This is a genomic window from Pseudomonas capeferrum, assembly GCF_000731675.1.
In the GTDB taxonomy this organism is placed as follows: Bacteria; Pseudomonadota; Gammaproteobacteria; order Pseudomonadales; family Pseudomonadaceae; genus Aquipseudomonas; species Aquipseudomonas capeferrum.
The window spans coordinates 1,222,757-1,246,554 of record NZ_JMIT01000001.1; the positions used below are offsets into that span (position 1 = coordinate 1,222,757).

The 23,798-nt window shown below is 62.5% G+C and carries 19 protein-coding genes; 12 read left to right on the forward strand and 7 right to left on the reverse strand.

Annotation, left to right across the window (positions count from 1 at the left end; all coding sequences use genetic code 11):
* Nucleotides 1–95 precede the first annotated feature (95 nt).
* Entirely contained in the window at nucleotides 96–689 is a 594-nt protein-coding gene (locus PC358_RS05410; protein ID WP_033698014.1) for a lytic transglycosylase domain-containing protein, read from the reverse strand.
* A 185-nt stretch (nucleotides 690–874) separates the two neighbouring features.
* Here PC358_RS05410 and gspG point away from each other — a divergent pair, with 185 nt between their 5' ends.
* Both gspG and PC358_RS05420 read left to right on the forward strand, forming a co-directional pair.
* Nucleotides 875–1,300: a type II secretion system major pseudopilin GspG gene (gene gspG, locus PC358_RS05415; protein WP_033700061.1), complete on the forward strand. Its 426-nt coding sequence runs from the start codon at nucleotides 875–877 to the stop codon at nucleotides 1,298–1,300.
* A gap of 11 nt (nucleotides 1,301–1,311) precedes the next feature.
* Nucleotides 1,312–2,502, forward strand: coding sequence for a type II secretion system F family protein (locus PC358_RS05420; protein ID WP_033698015.1), 1,191 nt, complete (start codon nucleotides 1,312–1,314; stop codon nucleotides 2,500–2,502).
* 19 nt (nucleotides 2,503–2,521) lie between these two features.
* Here PC358_RS05420 and PC358_RS26905 read toward each other — a convergent pair whose 3' ends face one another.
* A complete protein-coding gene (locus tag PC358_RS26905; protein WP_077068418.1) occupies nucleotides 2,522–3,205 on the reverse strand; it encodes a tetratricopeptide repeat protein in 684 nt (227 codons plus the stop codon).
* Nucleotides 3,206–3,444: 239 nt separating this feature from the next.
* Between PC358_RS26905 and mexE the strand changes: the two genes are divergently transcribed.
* The 5 genes from mexE to PC358_RS05445 all read left to right on the forward strand — a co-directional run bounded on the left by mexE (nucleotide 3,445) and on the right by PC358_RS05445 (nucleotide 12,252).
* The gene (gene mexE / locus PC358_RS05425) at nucleotides 3,445–4,686 is read left to right on the forward strand and encodes a multidrug efflux RND transporter periplasmic adaptor subunit MexE (protein WP_033698016.1); all 1,242 of its coding nucleotides are present in this window, start codon (nucleotides 3,445–3,447) and stop codon (nucleotides 4,684–4,686) included.
* 12 nt (nucleotides 4,687–4,698) lie between these two features.
* Nucleotides 4,699–7,878: an efflux RND transporter permease subunit gene (locus PC358_RS05430; RefSeq protein ID WP_033698017.1), complete on the forward strand. Its 3,180-nt coding sequence runs from the start codon at nucleotides 4,699–4,701 to the stop codon at nucleotides 7,876–7,878.
* Complete coding sequence (locus tag PC358_RS05435; RefSeq protein WP_033698018.1) at nucleotides 7,875–9,290, forward strand: efflux transporter outer membrane subunit; 1,416 nt, start codon at nucleotides 7,875–7,877, stop codon at nucleotides 9,288–9,290. Before PC358_RS05430 ends, PC358_RS05435 begins: the two co-directional genes overlap by 4 nt.
* A 190-nt stretch (nucleotides 9,291–9,480) precedes the next feature.
* On the forward strand, nucleotides 9,481–10,536 hold the full coding sequence (locus PC358_RS05440; protein WP_033698019.1) for a tetratricopeptide repeat protein: 1,056 nt from the start codon (nucleotides 9,481–9,483) through the stop codon (nucleotides 10,534–10,536).
* Nucleotides 10,537–10,647: 111 nt separating this feature from the next.
* Entirely contained in the window at nucleotides 10,648–12,252 is a 1,605-nt protein-coding gene (locus tag PC358_RS05445) for a response regulator (protein WP_033698020.1), read from the forward strand.
* Nucleotides 12,253–12,258: 6 nt separating this feature from the next.
* Here the strand turns inward: PC358_RS05445 and PC358_RS05450 are convergent, their stop codons facing one another.
* Nucleotides 12,259–14,340 carry an ATP-binding protein gene (locus PC358_RS05450; RefSeq protein WP_033698021.1) on the reverse strand — a complete coding sequence of 694 codons (2,082 nt, stop codon included), beginning with the start codon at nucleotides 14,338–14,340 and terminating at the stop codon, nucleotides 12,259–12,261.
* 145 nt (nucleotides 14,341–14,485) lie between these two features.
* On the opposite strand from PC358_RS05450, the gene PC358_RS05455 reads away from it, so the two are divergent.
* Both PC358_RS05455 and PC358_RS05460 read left to right on the forward strand, forming a co-directional pair.
* Nucleotides 14,486–15,172 (forward strand): type 1 glutamine amidotransferase domain-containing protein, encoded by a 687-nt coding sequence (locus tag PC358_RS05455; RefSeq protein WP_033698022.1) that lies wholly within the window; start codon nucleotides 14,486–14,488, stop codon nucleotides 15,170–15,172.
* Nucleotides 15,173–15,304: 132 nt separating this feature from the next.
* Nucleotides 15,305–16,111, forward strand: coding sequence for a CSS-motif domain-containing protein (locus PC358_RS05460; protein WP_033698023.1), 807 nt, complete (start codon nucleotides 15,305–15,307; stop codon nucleotides 16,109–16,111).
* 18 nt (nucleotides 16,112–16,129) lie between these two features.
* Here the strand turns inward: PC358_RS05460 and hppD are convergent, their stop codons facing one another.
* Entirely contained in the window at nucleotides 16,130–17,206 is a 1,077-nt protein-coding gene (gene hppD / locus PC358_RS05465; protein ID WP_033698024.1) for a 4-hydroxyphenylpyruvate dioxygenase, read from the reverse strand.
* Between the two features lie 301 nt (nucleotides 17,207–17,507).
* Between hppD and PC358_RS05470 the strand changes: the two genes are divergently transcribed.
* Complete coding sequence (locus PC358_RS05470) at nucleotides 17,508–19,094, forward strand: EAL domain-containing protein (protein ID WP_033698025.1); 1,587 nt, start codon at nucleotides 17,508–17,510, stop codon at nucleotides 19,092–19,094.
* Nucleotides 19,095–19,127: 33 nt separating this feature from the next.
* On the forward strand, nucleotides 19,128–20,015 hold the full coding sequence (gene rarD, locus PC358_RS05475) for an EamA family transporter RarD (RefSeq protein WP_033698026.1): 888 nt from the start codon (nucleotides 19,128–19,130) through the stop codon (nucleotides 20,013–20,015).
* Here the strand turns inward: rarD and PC358_RS05480 are convergent.
* Nucleotides 19,978–21,549 (reverse strand): TerC family protein, encoded by a 1,572-nt coding sequence (locus tag PC358_RS05480; protein WP_033698027.1) that lies wholly within the window; start codon nucleotides 21,547–21,549, stop codon nucleotides 19,978–19,980. The genes rarD and PC358_RS05480 overlap by 38 nt on opposite strands.
* A gap of 256 nt (nucleotides 21,550–21,805) precedes the next feature.
* On the opposite strand from PC358_RS05480, the gene PC358_RS05485 reads away from it, so the two are divergent.
* Entirely contained in the window at nucleotides 21,806–22,387 is a 582-nt protein-coding gene (locus PC358_RS05485) for a LysE family translocator (RefSeq protein ID WP_033698028.1), read from the forward strand.
* Here the strand turns inward: PC358_RS05485 and PC358_RS05490 are convergent.
* Nucleotides 22,380–23,171 (reverse strand): AraC family transcriptional regulator, encoded by a 792-nt coding sequence (locus PC358_RS05490; RefSeq protein ID WP_033698030.1) that lies wholly within the window; start codon nucleotides 23,169–23,171, stop codon nucleotides 22,380–22,382. The genes PC358_RS05485 and PC358_RS05490 overlap by 8 nt on opposite strands.
* 10 nt (nucleotides 23,172–23,181) lie before the next feature.
* On the reverse strand, nucleotides 23,182–23,724 hold the full coding sequence (locus PC358_RS05495) for a helix-turn-helix domain-containing protein (protein ID WP_033698031.1): 543 nt from the start codon (nucleotides 23,722–23,724) through the stop codon (nucleotides 23,182–23,184).
* Nucleotides 23,725–23,798: the final 74 nt, after the last annotated feature.

Here is a 23,798-nt window from a genome sequence, read left to right on the forward strand (position 1 = left end):
GCGGACTCCACGGCTGGGCACCTTTGAAGGTTATAGCCCAGAGTTGGGGGAACCATGGTTGTAAATTGATGGCATCCGCCGAAGGGTGGCCGCGCCTACAACGGCGAATCGTCCGCCAACCCTTGCAGCTTGCGGTACTCGCGCAGCACGTTGGGCACGTAGCGGCGGGTTTCGGCGAACGGCGGCACCGCCCCCCGTCGCAGCACTGCATCGGGGCCTGCGTTGTAGGCGGCCACGGCCAAGGTGATGTCGTTGTCGAACAGGGTCAGCATGCGTTTGAGGTAGCGTGCGCCGCCCTGCACGTTGTCTTCAGGGTCCAGGGCGTTCTCCACGCCCATTTCACGGGCGGTATCGGGCATCAGTTGCATCAGCCCCACCGCGCCCGCTGGCGAGCGGGCCTTGGGGTTATAGCCGGACTCGGCCTTGATCAGCGCATGCAGCAACGCTTGCGGTACGTTGTGGGCGAGCGCCGCGGCCGCCACCAGCTCGGCATAGGGGCGCCCGGTGATCAACTGCGCACCGGCCGGGCCCGCCTGGGCCAGCGGTTCGCTGATCACCCGCTGGTAATGACGCCCGGGTCGATGGACGTTGGTCAGTACGTAGCCGCCCTTGGCATCGATGGAGATGTACACATCGGCCTGGGCGGCACCCGCCGCCAGCCAGATCAAACCCAGGATGAGTCCACGCATGTCGGCTGCCTCTTCGTCGTGGCCCCCGATGTGGGGGAAATGCCCCGGAAAACCCGAGGTCGATGTCGACGACGCAAGCACTGTGCCGCTTCCTGTACCGCATGGTGCAAGGCCCCGAGGCAGACGTGCACGGCTGTTGCATGGTGCCTGACACAGCCTGTTTACATGCAGCGGAGGCCTTCACCATGCAGCGCAGATCCAACCCCCAACGTGGTTTCACCCTGCTCGAACTCCTCGTGGTGCTGGTGGTGCTCGGCCTGCTGGCCGGCATCGTCGCGCCCAAGTACTTCAGCCAGCTAGGCCGCTCGGAGGTCAAGGTGGCACGGGCACAGATCGAGGGCTTGAGCAAGGCCCTTGACCTCTATCGCCTGGAAGTCGGCCATTACCCCAACAGTGAACAGGGCCTGCAGGCGCTGGTCACCGCTCCCAGTGGCGAAGCCCGCTGGACGGGCCCCTACCTGCAGAAGGCGGTACCGCAGGACCCGTGGGGGCACGCCTACATCTACCGGCAACCCGGCGAGAACGGCGGCGAATACGACCTGCTGTCGATGGGCAAGGACGGCCAGCCCGGTGGTGACGGGGAAAACGCCGAAATCACCAGTTGGCAATGAGGAGTTCGGCCATGCGCTACAGCCTCAAGGCCCTGGGCAGACAGGGCGTGGTGCAGTTGCAGATCGACGCCGAAGATGCCGACCAGGCGCGTCGCCAGGTCGAGGCGCAAGGTTTGCGGGTGGTTAGCGTGAAGGGCCAGGGCGGCGCATTGCGTCGCATGGCCTGGCGCCGTGAAGCACACTTTGACCTGGTGCTGTTCAGCCAGGAGCTGTCGACCCTGCTGAATGCCGGGCTGCCGTTGATCGACGCCTTGGAAAGCCTGGCGGAAAAAGCCGCGACCCCGGCCACGCGCAAAACGCTGGGTGACCTGGTGCGCCAGCTGTACGAGGGCCATTCGCTGTCCCAGGCGCTGGCCCGGCAGCCGCGGATCTTCCCGGCGCTGTACGTCGCCTTGGTGCAGTCCAGCGAGCGCACCGGCGCCCTGGGCGACGCCCTGGGCCGCTATATCGCCTACCGCCAACGCCTGGACCTGGTCCGGCAGAAGCTGGTGGGGGCGTCGGTCTACCCGCTGCTGCTGTTGCTGGTGGGCGGTGGCGTGGTGCTGTTTCTGCTCGGCTACGTGGTGCCGCGCTTCAGCCAGGTGTTCGAGGGCATGGGTACCGAGCTGCCCTGGCTGTCACGCATGCTGATGCAGATCGGCTTGTTCCTGCATGCCCAGCAACTGCCGTTGGCACTGGGCAGTGTGGCGGGGATAACCGCCCTGGTACTGCTGCGCCGTCACCCGCGCGTGCGACGCTGGGCATCCCGCCAGCTAAGGCGCATGCCCGCACTGCACCAGCGGTTGATGATGTACGAGCTGGCACGCTTCTACCGCTCGCTGGGCATCCTTTTACAAGGTGGCATTTCCATCCTCACGGCAATGGGCATGGCCCGCGGGCTGCTGGGCAGTGCCGCAGCCCAAGGCCTTGAACAAGCCAGCCAACGCGTGGCCGAAGGGCTGCCGTTGTCCGATGCGCTGGAGGCCGGGCAACTGGTGACGCCGGTGTCTTTGCGGCTGCTGCGGGCGGGTGAACAGTCGGGCAACCTCGGCGAGATGCTGGAGCGTTGCGCCGACTTTCACGACCAGGAGATCGGCCGCTGGGTGGAATGGTTCGTCAAGCTGTTCGAGCCGCTGCTGATGACCTTCATCGGCTTGCTGATCGGCTTCATCGTGATCTTGATGTACATGCCGATCTTCGAACTGGCCTCAAGCATCCACTGAAACGGCTAGGCCCAGGCCATTAATGACGCACAAGGTAGGCGCCGGCAGGAATGTGTTTTTTTAGCTTTTTGCACTTGCCGGGCGGGGGTTGATGCCCGGGTGAGCGATCGGGGAACCAGATTCGGCATTTGCCCGGTGGCGGCCTGTGGCCTGGCGGCACCTCAAAAGCAGCATCGGCCATGCGGTGTTCAGCAAGACCGATTCGCTGCTGACCGGCAATGCCCTGCATCTGTTCGGCAGCAGCAAGCGTGACTGATCGTGCGTGCGCCGAGCTCGTCTGTACTTGTGTTGCTTGAACAGCCGACGCGTTTACAGCACCAGGAGCAGTACCTGAAGTCCGGGCTTTGTTCGCTGCCTGAATCAATTGCAGATTACGATTGCGCAATGCCACGTTGTGCCCGACGCGCAGGTTGGAGCGCGCCGCCAACACTCCCGCCTGATCGTATTGCCCCTGCTGCAAGCGCAGCACACCCAGATAGTGCAGTGTAGCGGGATTGTTCGGCTGAATTTGCAGCGCCCGCTCCAGTGTGGCCGCGGCCTGATCAAGTTTGCCGTCTGCATATTGCCTAGAAGCGGTGTCGATCAACAGGGTCGAGGCCGTATTACTGTGTGCAGTCGCCGTGCGCTCGCCGGCGACGGTGAAATGGCTCGCAGCGACGCTGAACAACAGGGTAAGGGTCGACAGCATACGCTTGCTTGGCATGAGGAAAGCACTCGACTGGTCCAGGTGGGCCTGGCTCGAAAGAAGAGCCTATCGACCTGAGCATGGCATTGAAGTTCCCGATTGATCGCTCAGATGCTCATCTCCCCGCGATGCCGCTTATCGATGAAAGATCCCGACATATCATTCAGCGTGATAATAACCTTCGCCCCGTTCGATTCGTGCGCCGCGCGCAAGGCACTCACACTCCGCCCACTACTAATACTCTGGCGGAGTTCTCCATGGACCACTCACTCAAACCCTTGCGCTTTCCACTCGCTGCCCTGGCAGTCGTAGTGCTCAGCGCTTGCGGTCGAACCCCCGACGCCGTGCAGGCGCCCGCCGCGCCCAAAGTCACCGTTGCCAAGGTGATCGAACAGCCGATCAATGAATGGGACGAGTTCACCGGCCGCCTCGAAGCCCCGGAAACCGTCGAAGTGCGGCCGCGGGTCTCGGGCCAGATCGACCTCGTCGGTTTCACCGAAGGCGCCCAGGTCAAGAAAGGCGACCTGCTGTTCCAGATCGACCCGCGCCCGTTCCAGGCTGAAGTCCGCCGCCTCGAAGCGCAACTGCAACAGGCCAAGGCCACCGCCATCCGCAGCGCCAACGAAGCCCGCCGTGGCGAGCGCCTGCGTGACAGCAACGCCATCTCCGCCGAACTTGCCGAATCGCGCAGCAGTGCCGCCGCCGAAGCCCGCGCCGGGGTCGATGCAATCCAGGCCCAGCTCGACCTGGCCCGTCTGAACCTGAGCTTCACCCGTGTTACCGCGCCCATCAGCGGCCGTGTCAGCCGTGCCCAGTTCACAGCCGGCAACATCGTCACCGCCGATGTCACCCCGCTGACCAGCGTGGTGTCCACCGACAAGGTCTACGCCTACTTCGACGCCGACGAGCGCGTGTACCTCAAGTACACCCAGCTGGCACGTGAAGGCCAGCGCGGCCAGACCACCCCGGTGTACCTGGGCCTGACCAACGAAACCGGCAACCCGCACCTGGGCCAGATGAACTTCGTCGACAACCAGGTCAACCCGCGCACCGGCACCATCCGTGGCCGCGCCGTGTTCGACAACCGCGACGGCCAGTTCACCCCTGGCCTGTATGCACGCCTGAAGCTGGTCGGCAGCGCCCAGTACGACGCCATGCTGATCAACGACGAAGCCGTGGGCACCGACCTTGGCAAGAAGTTCGTGCTGGTCATGGACAAGGACAACAAAGCTACCTACCGCGCTGTAGAGCTGGGGCCCAAGCTCGAAGGCCTGCGCATCGTGCGCAGCGGCCTGGCCAAGGATGACCGCATCGTAGTCAGAGGCCTGCAGCGGGTACGCCCAGGTTCGGCGGTTACCCCAGAAGAAACGCCAATGGCCAGCGAACAGACCCTCGCCGCCCTCGCCCAGCAGCGCCAGGCCCTCGAAGCCAGCAACACCACGCCGAAGGTAGCGGGCACCACTGAGAAAGTCGCCAGCGTCCAGGCGCCACGCGGTTAAGGGATCACACCGATGAACTTTTCAAAATTCTTCATTACCCGGCCGATTTTTGCCGCGGTGCTGTCGCTGGTGCTGCTGATTGCGGGTTCGATCTCGCTGTTCCAGCTGCCGATCAGCGAATACCCGGAAGTGGTGCCGCCCACCGTGGTGGTGCGCGCCAACTTCCCCGGTGCCAACCCCAAAGTGATCGGCGAAACCGTCGCCGCACCGTTGGAGCAGGCCATCACCGGTGTCGAGAACATGCTGTACATGTCCTCGCAATCCACCGCCGATGGCAAGCTGACCCTGACCATCACCTTCGCCCTGGGCACCGACCTCGACAACGCGCAGGTGCAGGTACAGAACCGCGTCACCCGCACCCAGCCCAAGCTGCCGGAAGAAGTGACGCGCATCGGTATTACCGTCGACAAGGCCTCGCCCGACCTGACCATGGTCGTGCACCTGACCTCGCCGGACAACCGCTACGACATGCTCTACCTGTCCAACTACGCCATCCTCAACATCAAGGATGAGCTGGCACGCCTGGGCGGCGTGGGTGACGTGCAACTGTTCGGCATGGGTGACTACTCGCTGCGCGTGTGGCTCGACCCGAACAAGACCGCCTCGCGCAACCTGACGGCCAGTGACGTTGTCGCGGCCATCCGCGAGCAGAACCGCCAGGTCGCTGCCGGCCAGCTGGGCGCCCCGCCCGCCCCTGGGTCCACCAGTTTCCAGCTGTCGATCAACACTCAAGGCCGCCTGGTCAATGAGGAAGAGTTCGAGAACATCATCATTCGTGCCGGTGCCGATGGCGAAATCACTCGCCTGAAAGACATCGCCCGGGTCGAACTCGGCTCCAGCCAATATGCCCTGCGCTCGCTGCTGAACAACCAGCCGGCAGTGGCCATCCCGATCTTCCAGCGCCCAGGCTCCAACGCCATCGAGATCTCCGATGAAGTACGGGCCAAGATGGCCGAGCTGAAGAAGGACTTCCCCGAGGGCATGGACTACAGCATCGTCTATGACCCGACCATCTTCGTGCGCGGCTCCATCGAGGCAGTGGTACACACCCTGTTCGAAGCGCTGATACTGGTGGTGCTGGTAGTGATCCTGTTCCTGCAGACCTGGCGCGCCTCGATCATCCCGTTGCTGGCGGTGCCGGTGTCGCTGATCGGTACCTTCGCGGTGATGCACCTGTTCGGCTTCTCGCTCAATGCCTTGTCGCTGTTCGGGCTGGTGTTGGCCATCGGTATCGTGGTGGACGACGCCATCGTTGTGGTGGAGAACGTCGAACGTAATATCGGGCTGGGCCTGAAACCGCTCGAAGCCACGCAAAAGGCCATGAGCGAAGTGACCGGGCCGATCATTGCCACTGCCCTGGTGCTGTGCGCCGTGTTCGTGCCTGCCGCGTTCATTTCCGGCCTTACCGGGCAGTTCTACAAGCAGTTCGCCCTGACCATCGCCATCTCCACGGTCATCTCGGCGTTCAACTCGCTGACCCTGTCGCCGGCCCTGGCCGCCGTGCTGCTCAAGGACCACCACGCACCCAAGGACCGTTTCTCGCGCTTCCTCGACAAACTGCTGGGCAGCTGGCTGTTCTCGCCGTTCAACCGCTTCTTCGACCGTGCCAGCCACAGTTACGTCGGCGGCGTGCGCCGGGTCATCCGCTCCAGCGGCATCGCCCTGTTCGTGTATGCCGGTTTGATGGGCCTGACTTACCTCGGTTTCTCGTCCACCCCGACCGGTTTCGTGCCAGCCCAGGACAAGCAATACCTGGTGGCTTTTGCCCAACTGCCTGATGCTGCCAGCCTCGACCGCACCGAGGCAGTGATCAAGCGCATGAGCGAGATCGCCCTGAAGCAACCTGGGGTTGCCGATTCGGTAGCCTTCCCGGGCCTGTCGATCAACGGTTTCACCAACAGCCCGAACAGCGGCATCGTGTTCACCCCGCTCAAGCCGTTCGACGAGCGCAAAGACCCGAGCCAGTCGGCAGCGGCCATCGCCGCCGCCCTGAACGCCCAGTTCGCCGACATCCAGGACGCCTACATCGCGATCTTCCCACCGCCGCCGGTACAGGGCCTGGGCACCATTGGCGGCTTCCGCCTGCAGATCGAGGACCGCGGTAACCTGGGTTACGAAGCGCTGTACAAGGAAACCCAGAACATCATCGCCAAGAGCCACAACGTGCCGGAACTGGCGGGCCTGTTCACCAGCTACCAGGTCAACGTGCCGCAGGTCGATGCCGCCATCGACCGGGAAAAGGCCAAGACCCACGGCGTGGCGATCAACGACATCTTCGACACCCTGCAGGTTTACCTGGGCTCGCTGTACACCAACGACTTCAACCGCTTTGGCCGTACCTACCAGGTCAACGTCCAGGCCGAGCAGCAGTTCCGCCTCGATGCCGAACAGATCGGCCAATTGAAGGTGCGCAACAACCTGGGCGAGATGATCCCGCTGGCGACCTTCCTCAAGGTCAGCGACACCTCCGGGCCTGATCGCGTGATGCACTACAACGGCTTCATCACCGCAGAAATCAACGGTGCGGCGGCCCCGGGCTACAGCTCTGGCCAAGCCGAGGCTGCCATCGAGAAACTGCTCAAAGAGGAACTGCCCAACGGCATGACCTTCGAGTGGACTGACCTGACCTATCAGCAGATTCTCTCTGGCAATACCGCGCTGCTGGTGTTCCCGCTCTGCGTACTGCTGGCGTTCCTGGTGCTGGCGGCCCAATACGAAAGCTGGAGCCTGCCGCTGGCGGTGATCCTGATCGTGCCGATGACCCTGCTGTCGGCCATTACCGGGGTGATTGTCTCGGGCGGTGACAACAACATATTCACCCAGATCGGCTTGATCGTACTGGTGGGCCTTGCGTGCAAGAACGCGATCCTTATCGTCGAATTCGCCAAGGATGAACAGGCCAAGGGCCTCGACCCGCTGGCCGCAGTGCTGGAAGCCTGCCGCTTGCGTCTGCGGCCGATCCTGATGACCTCGATCGCCTTCATCATGGGCGTGGTACCGCTGGTGTTCTCCTCCGGTGCCGGTTCCGAAATGCGCCACGCCATGGGTGTCGCGGTGTTCTCGGGGATGATCGGCGTGACGGTGTTCGGGCTGTTCCTGACTCCAGTGTTCTTCTTCCTGATCCGCCGTTTCGTCGAACGCCGCCAAGCCCGCAAGGCCGAACGCGTGCAATCGCTGGAGAACCCCGCATGAACCTGCTCAAACCCCTGACCCCGAGCCTGCTGGCGTTGGCCCTGGCGGCCTGCGCGGTGGGCCCGGACTACAAGACGCCGAACACCGAGCCTGCCCGTTTTGACCCTCAGCTGCAGGCCAAGGCCTACGACCGTAGCCGCTTCGAAAGCATCTGGTGGAAGCAGTTCGACGACCCGGTGCTGAACCAGCTGGTGCAGGCCTCGCTCGACGGTAACCGTGACCTGCGGGTAGCCTTTGCCCGTTTAAAGTCGGCCCGTGCTATCCGTGAGGACGCCGCCAACGACCAACTGCCGGTGGTCACCAGCCGTGCCAGCAGCGAAATCGGCAAGGGCCAGGTCCCCGGCCAGACCGAGCAGCGGGTCAACAGCGAACGCTATGACCTGGGCCTGGACATGGCCTGGGAACTCGACCTGTTCGGCCGTATTCAGCGCCAGATCGAAGCCAGCGAAGCCCAGGAGGCCGCCGCCGCGGCCGACCTGCAGCAGTTGCAAGTCAGCTTGATCGCCGAACTGGTCGACGCCTATGGCCAACTGCGCGGTGCCCAGTTGCGCGAGAACATCGCCCTGGCCAACCTCAAGACCCAGCAGGAATCGCGCACCATCACCGAAACCCTGCGCGATGCTGGCGTGGGCAACGACCTTGATGTGGTGCGTGCCGATGCGCGCCTGGCAGGTGTCGAAGCCACTGTGCCGCAACTGCAGGCCGAACAGGCGCGTGCCCGTCACCGCATCGCCACCCTGCTTGGCCAGCGCCCGGACGCGCTGAGCGTAGACCTGTCGCCCAAGGCCCTGCCAGCCATCGCCAAAGCACTGCCGGTGGGCGACCCCGGCGAGCTGCTGCGTCGTCGCCCGGATATTCGCAGTGCCGAACGCCAACTGGCCGCCGCCACGGCCAACGTCGGTGTGGCCACTGCCGACCTGTTCCCACGGGTCAGCCTCAGTGGCTTCCTCGGCTTTACGGCTGCGCGCGGCTCGCAGATCGGCTCCTCGGCAGCCAACGCCTGGGGCCTGGGCCCGAGCATCACCTGGGCGGCCTTCGACCTGGGCAGCGTGCGCGCCCGTCTGCGCGGTGCCAAGGCAGACGCCGAAGGCGCCCTGGCCAACTATGAGCAGCAAGTGTTGCTGGCCCTTGAAGAGTCGGCCAACGCCTTCAGCGATTACGACAAGACCCAGCAGCGCCTGTTGTCGCTGATGCGTCAGAGCGACGCTAGCCGCAAGGCGGCAGCGCTGGCCTCGATCCGCTATCGCGAAGGCACGGTGGATTACCTGGTGCTGCTCGACGCCGAGCGTGAGCGCCTTAGCGCAGAAGATGCCCAGGCCCAGGGAGAGGTCGAGCTGTACCGCGGCATCGTCTCGATCTACAAGGCCCTGGGTGGCGGCTGGCAACCGGATACGGTGGCCAGCGCGCGCTGATTCAACCCCTTTCAACGACTCCTTTGGTTGGTTACTCCCCCAACTGTTTGCCCCGCGGGCCTTGGCCTGCGGGGCTTTTTTTTGCGCCTTGCGGGGCCTCTGACGGCCTTGGCGCCGCCATGCCTTCAGCGGTTGCATTTGACCCGTTGCTGGCCCAAGCTCTGCCCTTCCTGCCGCCACGGACCGTCCGATGCCCAGACGCAACCGCTACCTGATCGCCTTGCTGCTGCTGATTCTGCTGGTCACCATGATCGGCTACCTGCAGCGAGACGACCAGCCGGCACCGCCCACGCTGCCCGCGCACAGTTACGCCAAGGCCCTGCGCCAGGCCCATGAAGGCTTGCCAGGCGCTGCGCGGGTGCTGTACCAGCAATTGCAACGTAACGACCTGGCCCCCATTCGCCGCGCGGCTCTGTACGCCGAGCTGCCCAACTACCCCTCCCCCCAGGCCCTGAAACTCGCACGCCTGGACCTGGAGCACGCAGACCCGCTGGTACGCCAAGCAGCCATTGCCGGCATTCGCCGCTTGCTGCCGGCCGCACAACGCAGCCTGGTACTCGGCCCCTTGCTCGATGACGCCGAGCAAAGTGTACGCTTCGCGGCCGTAGACGCTCTGCTGGGCCTGGACCCGGACGCTATCGGCCTGTACTTCGGCCCCTTGCAGGCAGCCCTGGAGCAGTACCAGCAGGCACTGGAGGAACAACCCGACGACGCCGATGCCCAGGTGCATCTGGCGCGCCTGTACCTGCACGAAAACGACTACACCCAGGCCGCTGCTGCCTTGCAACGGGCCCTGACGGTGGCCCCAGGCAACGTCGACGCGTTGGCAACCCAGGTTCGCCTGCTGGAGCGCCAAGGCCATCACGACGCTTCTCGCCAGGTGCTGGCCAAAGCCTTGCTCCTGAGCCCCGACTCTGCCTTTTTGCAATATGAGCTGGGGCTCTGGCTCAATCGGCACGAACAGCGCGAATATGCCCTGCTTGCCCTGTCCCGTGCGGTGGAGCTGGAGCCGGACAACGCCGAGTACCGCACTACCCTGGCGGTGACCCTGCATGAACTCGAGCAGGTCGATGCTGCCCAGAAACAGTTGGAAACCGTGCTCAGTCGCGAGCCAGCCAATCGCCGGGCGCGGCTGTTGCTTATCCAGTACTGGAAAGAGACCGGCCAACTGCAGAACGTTCAGGTGCTGCTCGCCGAGCTCGAACGGCAAAACCCCGACGACCCGGTGCTACAACAGGGGCTTTAGGCCGCCGAAAAATTCGTTGAACCCCAAGCGACAGCCTGCGGTCCAGTGAGTATCGGACTACTGGCAGCACGGCCAAGCCTTGGCCCTGCCTAATGTTACAGGAGCGTCGCTTTGGCCAGTTCGTTGGCGTTGGACGAACGTGCCTTGATCCTGGCACCCCCACAGCTTGCTGCGGATACCGCTCGCCTGCTTGCGACCGTCGGCATCGAAAGCCTGTGTGCCCATGACATCGCCAACCTGCACGACTGCCTGATCGAAGGTGCGGCCCTGGCGATCATCGCCGAGCAGACGTTCAGCAACGGGCCCAGCCCGCCGTTGCAAGGTTTTATCGACCAGCAGCCCAGCTGGTCAGACCTGCCCATTCTGCTGATCATGGATGTCAGCTCAGCCGCCACAGGCCCCACCCACCTGCCTACAGGTAACCTGATGCAGTTGCTCTTCCCACTCGAGGAGGGGCAAGTGTTGCAACTGATCCGCATCGCGCAGCGTAACCGCCGCCATCAGTACCACGCACGTGATCAGCTCTCAGCCCAGCAACAGCGGCTGGACGCACGTTTCCAGGAACAGCACAGCACAGAGCTCGCCCGCACGCAGATCCGCAAAATGGAAGCCATCGGCCAACTGGCCGGTGGCATCGCTCATGATTTCAACAACCTGTTGACCAGTATCGGTGGCAGTCTCGAACTGATCGAGCGTCGTTTCAAGCAGGGCCGCAGCGACAGCCTGGAGGGCATCTTGCGCATGGGCCAGGAGGCCCTGTCGCGCGCAGGTCAGTTGACCCACCGTCTGCTGGCGTTTTCCTGCAGGCAATCCCTGCACACTCAGCGCGTCGAGCTGCACACGCTGCTTGAACCTAAGCGCCTGAATGCTGGGCTCAGCCATTCAGTGACCCTGCAACTGCATGTGCCCGCCGACCTCTGGCCGGTGGAGGCCGACGACGGGCAGCTGCAAGAGGCCGTGGACAATCTGCTGCTCAATGCCTGTGAAGCCATGCCCACCGGCGGGCTGCTACGCATCGAGGCGAGCAACCAGCGGGTCGAGCACGAGCAGTTCGCGGGGGGCGCCCTCAACAGTGGTGAATACCTGCGCCTGAGCATCATCGATGACGGCCAGGGTATGTCGCAGAGCACGCTGGAACACGCCTTCGAACCGTTTTTCAGCACCAAACCCGTTGGCCAGGGCATCGGCCTGGGCCTGTCCATGGTGTACGGCTTCAGCAAGCAGTCCCATGGGCATGTCACCCTGCAGAGCAAGATCGGCCATGGCACCCAAGTCGACCTGTACTTGCCGCGGCACGTTGGCGAGGCAAAGCCCGAGCGCCCGACCCCAAGGCCTGTGCCCGGCAGCAAGGGCCATGACGTGCTGGTGGTCGAAGACGACCCTCATGTGCGTCAGTTGCTCTGTCATGCGCTGTGCGAAGACGGCTTCCCTTGTCAAACCGCCGCCAACGCCAATGAAGCGCTGCACATACTGCGTTCATCGCAAAGGATCGACCTGCTGGTCAGCGATGTCGGCCTGCCCGGCATGAATGGGCGGCAACTGGCGGAAATCGCCCGCACCCTGCGCCCAGACCTGCCGGTGCTGTTCATCACCGGTTACGCAGAAACGGCCATGGCCAGGGAGGGCTTTCTTGGCGCGGGCATGCACCTGATCTGCAAGCCATTCGCACTCGAACAGCTGCAGGCGCAGGTGACGCAGATACTCGGCGAGCCCTGAACCGGCTCAGTCGGCAAGCATGTGCTGGGCCTGGTTGGCCAATTGCTCCAGCGGGAACGGCTTGAGCATCAGCGCGGTGCCAGGCTGCTCGAGCAGTTGGGCTTCGATCGGCTGATCGGTATACCCGGTGATGAAGAGGATTTTCTGCGTCGGTTTGAGCATGCGCATGGCCTTGGCCACTTGCCGGCCGCTGAAACCACCCGGCAAGCCGATGTCAGTGATGACCAGGTCGAAAGCCCCGTCATGACGAAAGCGGTCCAGTGCAGAATTGGCGTCGGAAACTTCAATGACGGCGAAACCACGCTCGCAGAGAAACTCACGCATCAGTGCGCGCAGGTTGACCTCGTCATCGATCAGCAGCAGCCGCCCGCCCTGGACCCGCTCGATGACCGGCAGGCATGCCGGTGCCTCTGCCGGAATCGACGCACGGCTGCGCGGAAACAATAAGGAGACTCTCGTCCCCTCGTTCAGGTTCGACTCGATCCAGACATAACCACCCGACTGCCCGACAAAGCCGTAGACCATCGGCAGGCCGAGCCCCGACCCACGCCCCATGGGCTTGGTGGTGAAAAAGGGCTCGAAAGCTCTGGCGACATCGGCCGCCGACATGCCGTGGCCGTTGTCTTCGACATGCAATGCCACGTAGTCGCCTGGCGGCAGCCCCTGCTCATCCGGGAAATGCGCAGTCAACCGTTCATTGACAGTACGGATAGTGACGCTGCCACGCTCAAGGCAGGCTTCACGGGCATTCACGCAGAGGTTGATCAAGGCATTTTCAAACTGGGTAAGGTCAACGCAGACCGTCCATGGTCTCACATCCAGTTGCCAATGCAGGCTCATTTCCGCGCCCAGGGCCTTTAGTAGCATTGGTTCGATCAAGGACAGCTGCCGATTGACATTCAGTGGCTTGGGATCAAGGGGCTGATGGCTGGAAAACGCCAGCAGCCGGTGAGTCAGGTTCATGGCGCGCTGCACCGAGTCGCGCGCCAGCTCCACATAGGTCTCCATGCGTTCCAGGCGCCCCTGCAGCATGCGTCGTTGCAACAGTTCCAGGCTGCCCCCGATACCCGACAGCAGGTTGTTCATTTCATGTGCCATCCCGCCTGCCAATTGGCCAATGACTTCCAGATGTTCACTGTTGCGCAACAGGGCCTCGGACTGGCGGGTGGCCTCTTCGCGGTCGGCGGTGATGTCACGGCCCACGGCGGTCAGCAAGCTGCCATCGAATTTGGCGGCCCAGCGAAACCAGCGATAGTGGCCATCCTGGTGACGCAGGCGGATATCGATCTGCTCGAGCGCCTTGTCCTGCACGAAGCCGGATACCGCCACCTGCACTTCTGCGCGATCCGCCGGGTGGATCAGCTCCAGTATCGGCATGCCCTGCGCCGCGTCCTTACCCCAACCCAGGATACGGTGCCAGGCTGGGTTGGTAGCGTGTAGCGTCAGTTCACGGGTGACGATCATCATGGCATCACGCGACAGTTGCCAGATCTGTTCACGATCGGCCATGTAGCTTCCGAGCTGTTTTTCAAAGGCCTCGGCCTGCTCACGCCAATGGTGATACGCCTCGACATTTGCCGTGGTTTCGATGAGTGTGTGAAGAAAACCCGCAACGCTGCCCTGCTCGTCACGAATCGGTGAGTAGCCGAAGACACACCACACGGGGTCGCCGTTCTGGCCGCAGGCGATACGCATGGGCGGGTCCTCGACAAAACTCGAGCGCCCTTCGAGTGCCTTGAACACCCAAGGCCCCATGGTCTGCCAGGCATCGCTCCAGACCGCGTCGAACGCTTTGCCCAGTACATCCTGGCCGCCGAGGCGCAGCGCTCGATAGGCATCGTTATGGATCACGCTGAGGTCAGGCCCCCACACCACCGCGCAGGCAAATGGCGACAACAGCATCATGTCGACGGCAATACGCAGCGAGGCCTGCCAGCGTGGCAATGGCCCGAGGGCGGTGCGCCCCCAATCGAATTGGGCGATGCACTCGCCCATGGGATCGACCGTTGCCGTGTTGGGCGCCAGCAGGATGGCCTGTGACGCAGCTTCGCGGGGGGTGCCATTAGCGACCAAATGTGTGACTCCCATGGTGTTCTGGGTGGCGAATGCTGTTCAAGGTAGCACAGCTCGCGCTGCTTTAATGGCGTACCGGCATGTGGCAGCTATGCTCATTAGGTTTTCCACTGAGCCATGGAATAACGGTCCCTTACAGGCTGCCGACGGGAGTGTGGTCATGAGCAAGAAAGTGCTGGTAGTGCTGACCAATACGGCCAAGTACCCGAACCTCAAGCGGGCAACCGGGCTATGGTTGGGCGAGGCCGTGCATTTTGTCGAGAAAGTCGAGAAGGCCGGTTACGAAGTTGACTATGTCAGCCCTCAGGGTGGCTACGTACCGGTCGACCCGCACAGCCTGCAGATGGCCCCCGACCTGGACTGGCAGTGGTATGACGACAAGCGGTTCATGAGCCGCCTGGGCGCCACCCTGAGCCCAGGTCTGGTCAAGGCTGACGACTACAGCGCCATCTATTACACCGGCGGGCATGGCGTGATGTACGACTTTGTCGAGAGCAAACCGGTTCAAGACCTCGCACGCAAGATCTATGAGAACAAAGGCATCATCGCGGCTGTTTGCCACGGCGTCGTCGGCCTGTTGAACATCAAGCTCAGTGACAACAGCCTGCTGGTGAAGGACCGACAGGTCACAGGCTTTTCCAACATCGAAGAGCAACTGGTTGAACTGGACAAGGTAGTGCCTTTTCTCACCGAAAACGAACTGGTTGCCCGTGGCGGTATTTACAGCAAGCACGATGACCCGTGGAAACCCTTCGTGGTCAGCGATGATCGTCTTATTACCGGGCAAAACCCCGCATCCACGGCTGACTTGGCTGAAAAGGTGCTCGCGAGACTCAAGTCAAAGTGACAACTTACGCCTGATTACCTGATTTCCCGGCGTTCATGCCGCACCCGGACTACATCCGACATACCGTTGAATACATAGGCTTTCAGCTCATCTGTCCAACACGGGCAGCATCAGACTGGAGAGCAATGGCCTATGTCGAAAATCATGCATGCCGGGCGCAGTTTGCTGGAGTTGCTGCTAATCATGGCGATCGGCCTGGTACCGGTGGTTTCCGGGTTGCTGGTGATGGTGTTTCAACTGGAAAAGAAGCTTGAGGAAAACGCACAGATCTCGGTTCAGGAAGCGGTGTTCACCATCGACAAGGTGCTGGAGCGCATGCATAGCACCGCCTTGCTTGCCCAGCCTTTGGCTGGCAAGGCATGCGCGGATGTCATCAGTACATTGCAGGACCAGGTGGCCCGCGATCCCTTGCTACGCTCATTGACGCTGACGCAAGACCAGCAAGCATACTGCAGCACCCACACCGAGTCGCTGGAGCATCTGTCGGCTTTCGCCCAATCCGGGCAGGGGGTTGAGCTGGCGATCGACTCGCCCGTGTTACCCACCACGCTGGTTACTCACTTTCAAGTGCCGGGGCAAAACCCCAGTGTGATCGTCACAGGCAATGCCTCGGAACTGCGCAACGAATTGCGCGCATTCCAGGATGGCCTGACGCTGCTTCTGGAGTTTGGCGACCAGTACATCTGGAGCCATGGAGACAGCCGCGACCCGAATCGGCCTTCACAGTCCGAGTACACGGTACGGGCAGTTTCTGCCAAGTATGGATATGCCGTCACGGGGGGGTACGCCCAAGGGTACAGCGCCCAGGAAATCCGCCAGTCGATGCTGCAGATTCTTCCTTCTTTGGTGCTGGTAGGCATAGTGACCGGCTCGATCATCTATTGGGGCCTGTTCCGGGCGCGGGGCAACAGGCGTGGTACCGCCGCCGAAAAACCCTGACGGCGGTACCCGGTTGGATCAGTCGGTGCTCAATACGCCCCGACGAACCTGGTCCCGTTCGATGGATTCGAACAGCGCCTTGAAGTTGCCTTCGCCAAAGCCATCATCGCCCTTGCGCTGGATGAACTCGAAGAACACCGGCCCAAGCAACGTTTCCGAGAAGATCTGCAGCAGCAGGCGCTTGTCACCCGACTCTGCGGCGCCATCAAGGAGGATGCCGCGCGCTTGCAGTTGATCCACCGGTTCACCGTGGCCTGGCAGGCGCTCTTCGAGCATTTCGTAGTAGGTTTGCGGCGGTGGGGTCATGAAGCGCATGCCAATGCCCTTCAGCGCATCCCAGGTCTTGAGCAGGTCATCGGTGAGGAAGGCCACGTGCTGGATGCCTTCACCGTTGAACTGCATCAGGAACTCTTCGATCTGCCCGGCGCCCTTGGACGACTCTTCGTTGAGCGGGATGCGGATCATGCCGTCGGGTGCGGTCATGGCACGCGAGGTCAGGCCGGTGTACTCGCCCTTGATATCGAAGTAGCGGATCTCGCGGAAGTTGAACAGCTTCTCGTAGAAACCGGCCCAATAGGCCATGCGCCCACGGTAGACGTTATGGGTCAGGTGATCGATGATCTTCAGGCCCGCACCCACAGGGTTGCGATCCACACCTTCGATGAAGTTGAAATCGATGTCGTAGATCGAGCTGCCTTCTTCAAAGCGGTCGATCAGGTACAGCGGCGCACCACCAATACCCTTGATCGCCGGCAGGCGCAGCTCCATCGGGCCGGTTTCGATCTCCACCGGCTGGGCGCCCAGCTCCAAAGCGCGGGCATAGGCTTCATGGGCATTGCGCACGCGGAACGCCATGCCACAGACCGATGGGCCATGTTCGGCGGCAAAGTACGAGGCGATGCTTTTAGGTTCGTTGTTCAGGATCAGGTTGATACCGCCCTGACGGTACAGGTGCACCTCTTTGGAACGGTGCGTAGCAACCTTGGTGAAACCGAGTATCTGCAGAACCGGCTCGAGTACGCCAGGTGTCGGCGATGCCAGCTCGATGAACTCGAAGCCCATCAGGCCCATTGGATTTTCGAAAATATCTGCCATGTTCTTGTCCTCATCTACAGCGAAAAATTAGTGATTTCCGGGGATGTAGAACAGAACAGGCGGTGAGCACGGGATGCCGCGCACGCTGCGAGCGAGGAAGTCACCAATGATCAATTTGAACCCATGGTTTGTCATATGGACCCATTCTCGGCGGGCTTGATTCTCCGGAGGTGGAGAACCTTATTGTTGTATTCGTAACCGGATTCTACATTGCGTAAATTGCTTTGTCGCGCTTTAGTTAGCCACGCTCCCTGACAAGCGGCTATCCTCTGCACGTTACCTTCCATCACATTAGGCCAGCATGCCCCTTACCACTAGACGCCGCGCCGGCTGGAGCTGGCGCACCCTGCTGCCCTGGGCGATCGGCGTAGTCCCGGTGGCGTGTGGCCTGGCAGTGATGAACTGGCAGATCGATCGCGACCTGCGCGCCAGCAGCCATGCCACCGCCGCCCAAGTGGTCGAGCATGTCGAGCGCATTCTCGACAGCTTGTCCAGCACCGCCCACGCGCTGCTGCCCTTGGCAGGTAGCCCCTGCACACAGGTCAAACTGGCCCTGCGTGGCCAGGTCACCCGTAATGCCTTCGTCCGTTCGACCAACCTTTTTCAGCACAACACGCTGTATTGCTCATCACTGTTCGGGGAGTTCGATGAGGTCGTCGACGCGAGCGAGTACACCAACGGCACGCTCTGGCTGATGGATGGCAACTCGGTGACGCCGGGCCATCCGCTGCTGGTGTACCGGGCCAGCGAGGGCGACCACGGGGCGATCAGCACCGTGGATGGCGACCACCTGCTCACGGCCCTGCGCCTGATCGGCCCGGACGATACGTTGCAGATTCGCGTCGGCAACGACTGGATGGGCAAGGACGGTATCGTCCACAAAGGCGTGCCCCCCACGGCTGCGACCGCCGCCGTGACGCTGAGCTCGACCCGCTACCCGTTCAGCGTGTACGGCGGCTATGGCGCCGAAAAGCAAGGCCAGCTGCTGCGCAGCCACTACCCCGCCCTGCTCAGCTTGCTGATGGTGCTCGGCGTGCTGGCCGGGGCCGCGTGCCACTGGCAAATCCGCCGTGCCACCTCGCCACGTGCCGAGTTGCAGCGCGCCCTTGAGGCTGACGAATTTCTGCCGTACTTCCAACCCGTGGTGCGCAAGGGCGATTACCGCTGGGCGGGCGCCGAAGTGCTGATGCGCTGGAACCACCCACGGGAAGGCCTGGTGCGCCCCGACCTGTTCATCCCCTACGCCGAACACAGCGGCCAGATCGTCGCCATGACCCGCGCGCTGATGCTGCACACCGCGCAGAGCCTGGCACCGTATGCCGCGCTGCTGGAAGATGGCTTTCACATCGGCATCAACATAACCGCCGACCATTGCCGCGACCTGAGCCTGCTCGACGACTGCCGGACTTTCCTTCAGCACTTTCCACCCGGACGGGTGGCACTGACCCTGGAGCTGACCGAACGCAAGCTGATCGAAGCCACCCCAGTGGCCTTGGAGTTGTTCGAGAAACTGCATGATATGGGCGTGATGATTGCCCTCGATGACTTCGGCACGGGCCAGTCGAGCCTCAACTACCTGCGCCAGTTCAAGGTCGACTACCTGAAGATCGACCAGAGCTTCGTCGCCATGATCGGTGTCGACGCGCTGTCCCTGCACATCCTCGACACCATCATCGAGCTGTCGGGCAAATTGGGCTTGGGCATCGTCGCCGAAGGCGTGGAAACCGAGGCCCAGCGTGACTACCTGGCCCAACACGCGGTGGATTTCCAGCAAGGCTACTTGTTCGCCCGGCCCATGCCGGCAGAGGCGTTCCTCGAAGCGCTGGCCGCACGCTCCGGTGTGTCGCGGTTGCCGCAGGACGCGCCCCCTGAGATCATGCGCGGCTGATCCACACGCTCAACTCCCCTATTCGAGGCATTCGTGTCAAAAGGCATCCTTTCATCGGTCATGGCGTCTTGCTTGTTCGCTGTGATGTACTTCTATACCTCCCTGCTCACGCCGCTCGATGGCGAAGAGATCTTTGGCTGGCGCACGCTGTTGACGCTGCCCTGCCTCACCCTGTTCATGCTGGCCTCGAAGGACTGGAAACGGGTCGGCGAGCTGCTGGCGCGGGTGCGGCGCACACCGGTGCTGCTGCTGGGGATGGTCGGTACGTCCTGGCTTATGGGGGTGCAACTGTGGCTGTTCCTGTGGGCACCGCTGCATGGGCGCAGCCTGGAAGTGTCGATGGGCTACTTCCTGCTGCCGCTGACCATGGTCTTGACCGGCCGCCTGGTCTACGGCGAACGCCTGTCGCACCTGCAGAAGGTGGCGGTGTGCTGCGCCGCGCTGGGTGTCGGGCACGAGCTGTACCAGCATGGCAGCTTCGCCTGGGAAACCCTGGTGGTGATGATCGGCTACCCGATCTACTTCGTGCTGCGCCGACGCTGCCGCACCGACCACCTGGGCGGCCTGTGGTGCGACATGTGCCTGCTGTTGCCATGGGCGCTGTACTTCGTGATCCAGGGGCCGTTGTCAGCGGCGGACCTGCTTGCCCACCCTGGCCTTTACGCCTTGATCCCGGTATTGGGAGCGATCAGCGCCTCGGCCCTGATCGCCTATGTGCTGGCCAGCCGTCTGTTGCCGTTCAGCCTGTTTGGCCTGCTTAGCTACGTCGAGCCGGTATTGCTGGTGGGCGTGGCCCTGCTGCTGGGTGAAAGCATCGGCCCGGATCAGTGGCTGACTTACCTGCCGATCTGGGCCGCAGTGCTGGTACTGGTTGTGGAAGGGTTCAAGCACCTGCTGCGTCAGCGTCGCCGTTCGGTATAAGCCGTACCTGGCGCACGCGCCGCTCTTCAACAGCCTCCACAGTCATGATCCAGCCATTCCAGGCCAAGCGATCACCCACCACCGGCAGGCGGTCCAGCAAGCTCATCACCAGGCCCGCGAGGGTCTGGTAATCCTCGGTGGCACGGGCACTGAAGCCGGTACGTGCCTGGACCTGGCTGAGGTTCAGGGCGCCGCTGACGACAAAGCCATCACCCTCTTCAACGATACCCGGGCCTTCCACTTCGCTGGCATCTGGCAACTCACCGGCAATCGACTCAAGGATATCGGTCATGGTCAGCAGGCCGGTGAAATCACCGAATTCGTTGACCACGAAGGCGATATGGGTAGATTGGCCACGCATCTGTTCAAGGGCGTTGAGGATGCTGAAGCTTTCCAGCAGGTTCAAAGGGGCCCGGGCCATGCGCTCCAGGTCTGGCTGGCTTCCCGACAGCAGCTCCTTGAACAACTCCTTCTTGTGCACGAAGCCCAGCGGCTCATCGATGCGACCATCGCGGATCAACGGGAGGCGTGAGTACGGCGAATTCGCCAGGGCTTCGGCTATGGCCGCGGCCGGCTGCGCAAGGTCGATCACATCGACTTCGGTGCGTGCGGTCATCACCGTGCGGATCGGCCGCTCGGCAAGGTTCAGTACACCACTGATCATTACCCGCTCCCGGCGGTCGAACAGCACCTCTTCGCCGCCGCCCCCGACCAGGTCGGCGATATCTTCGCCCACTTCGTCGGCCTCGACCCGACGGCCACCCAGCAGGCGCAGTACCGCATGGGCAGTACGCTCACGCAGCGGCCGATGCTGCTGCAGGCTGCGTTTGCGGCGCGCGCGGGCCAACTGATTGAACACTTCGATCAGGATCGAGAAGCCAATGGCCGCGTACAGGTAGCCTTTCGGTATATGGAAGCCCAGGCCTTCGGCGGTCAGGCTGAAGCCGATCATCATCAAGAAGCCCAGGCACAGCATGATCACTGTCGGGTGGGCGTTGACGAAGCGGGTCAGCGGTTTGCTGGCGACAATCATGATGCCGATCGAGAAGATCACCGCAATCATCATGATCGACAGCTGCTCGACCATGCCCACGGCGGTGATCACGGCGTCCAGCGAGAACACCGCATCGAGCACGACGATTTGCGCAACAATCGGCCAGAACGCCGCATGGCGTACCACGCCACTGGCCTGAGTGACGTGCCCTTCAAGCCGTTCGTGCAGCTCCATGGTGGCCTTGAAAAGCAGGAATACACCACCGAACAGCATGATCAGGTCACGGCCCGAGAAGCTCTTGCCAAACACCTCGATCAGCGGCGCGGTCAGCGTCACCATCCACGAGATACTCGCCAACAAGCCCAGGCGCATGATCAGCGCCAGGCTCAAACCGATGATCCGCGCACGGTCGCGCTGATGGGGCGGCAACTTGTCGGCCAGGATGGCGATGAACACCAGGTTGTCGATACCCAGCACCAGCTCGAGGACGATAAGCGTCAACAGGCCTAGCCAGGCCGTGGGGTCGGCTAGCCATTCCATTACCGGGTACTCACAAGGGAAGCGTCACAGGGACGGTTGAAGGATGGCCGAGAAGGCCGAAGACTGGGGGGCTCCGCGAAGGTGCTCATAGTTACCTGGGTAGAAATTGGGTAAGCGATCGTACAATCACAGCAGGTTTTTCTGACAGTGAGAAACTATTACAAAACCTGTAACAGCCCATTGGGGACTTTTGTTCAATACGCCAGAGCACCGCAGCCCGAAGATGCTCGGCAACTCCCCTCACAGGATTGCCCTCATGAGTCTGTCTTTGTCTATGGCCGCTTTCGCGCTGGCGGCCTCGATCTCCCCTGGCCCGGTCAACATCGTCGCCCTGGGCAGCGGTGCCCGTCATGGCCTGCGCGCTAGCCTGGCCCATGTGGCCGGTGCGACGCTGGGGTTCTGCCTGCTGCTGGTACTGGTCGGGCTGGGCCTGCATGAACTGTTGCTGCGCTGGCCGCTGCTGGGCGTGCTACTGCACTGGGGTGGGGTGGCTTTTTTGCTGTACATGGCCTGGAAACTGGCCAGCGATGATGGCCAGCTAGGTGGCGAGCACGGGCAGAGCGCGCCCTCGGCCTGGCATGGCGCAGCGATGCAGTGGCTCAACCCCAAGGCATGGCTGGCGGCGGTGGCGGGTGTCGGCGCCTACACCGGCGGCGAACAGCAACTGCTGTGGCTGTTTACCTGGATCTATGGGCCGATCTGTTTTGTCTCGGTGGCCAGCTGGGCATGGGCCGGAAGCGTGATTCGCCAGTGCCTGGGCAACCCCCGGCAGATGCGCTTGCTGAACCGCGGGCTGGCCGTGTTGCTGGTGGCCAGTGCTGCGTATCTGGTCATCTGAGCGACGGGGCACTCTTGCAGTAATGCCCCGGCGTTGCCGCCAGGTGTTTCTTGAACGCACGCTGCAAGTGCGCCTGGTCGGCGAAACCTGCCGCCAGTGCCACTTCGGCAATAGCACGGCCCTTGCGCAGGTACGCCCGGGCGAGCTGCACGCGCTGGTCAACCAGGTAGCCATGGGGCGTCAGGCCGAAACGCTGGCGAAAGGCCCGAATCAGGTAAGACCGGGATAAGCCACTGGCCATGCAGATGTCTTCAAGGCTCAGTGGGTCGGTACGGTGTGCGCGAATGAAGGCAGCAGCTGCGTCCAGCCGAGAGTGTTCCGGCACGTTCAAAGCTGGCGTGGCACCTAGCAGGCTTGGCAGTGTGCCAAAAAATGTCGCTACGCGGCCTTCACGATCAGGCAGGCCGTCGTCGAACAGGTCTGCAAATACCTGTAAAACGCGGCTATAGAGGCGCGGCGAGGTGCTGCAGGTCTGTTGAGGCAGCTGAAAACCCAGCGCCTGCAGCCATGGCAGATCCACGAACAGCATCAGGTAAGACCAGGCCTGGCCCTCGATGGGGTTGCAGGTATGCACAACCCCGGGGTTCATCAGCACCGTAGCACCGGCGCTCACTTCGATCTGGCTATCGCCGGTCAGGTAAGTACTGCGCCCACCGGTGATGACGCCGATGGAAAAACTCTCATGGGAGTGGGCGGCGTAGCACACCTGGCGCCCGTCCCCTACGCGCCGGGCTTCGACGAAGGGCAATGCCGGATCCCGCCAGAACCGCGACACCTCGATCATCACCCTGCCCTCATTCGCCGTCGTCGTGTACCACAACCAGCAACTGCGCCGGCTGCGGCCCCACAGAGCGCAGCCGGTGCGGCGTCTGGGCATTGAAATGCAAGGCATCGCCCTGCTCCAGCAGCACCCGTTCGTTCATGAAATCCACCTCTACCTGGCCTGCATGAACGAACAGAAACTCCTCGCCCTGGTGCTCCTTGAACGTCGGGTCACTGAACTGGGTCGGTGGCTGGATCAGGAACGGCAACAGGCTGCGCTGCCCCACCTGGCTGGTGAGTGCCGCGTACCCCGGCCCTGTGCCGTCGCCCACCAGGGCCTGGCGCTCAGCATGACGCACCAGGCTGTAACGGTGCTGCGCGGTTTGCTCTTCAGCGAACAATTCTTCGACATTGACGTTCAACGCCCGCGCCAGCTTCAGCGCCGCAGCGATCGACGGCGTGTTCAGGCCACGCTCGACCTTGGACAGGTAGCTCTTGGTCATGCCGGTTTTATCGGCCAGCAATTCCAGGGTCAGGCCCAGTTTCTTTCTCAGCAATTTCAATCGGATAGACATGTGACGCAGTTTTCCCAGGCGAAGGCAGATGCAAGGCTCGCGCGCACCGATGATACGTGGACTGCGCGCGAAAT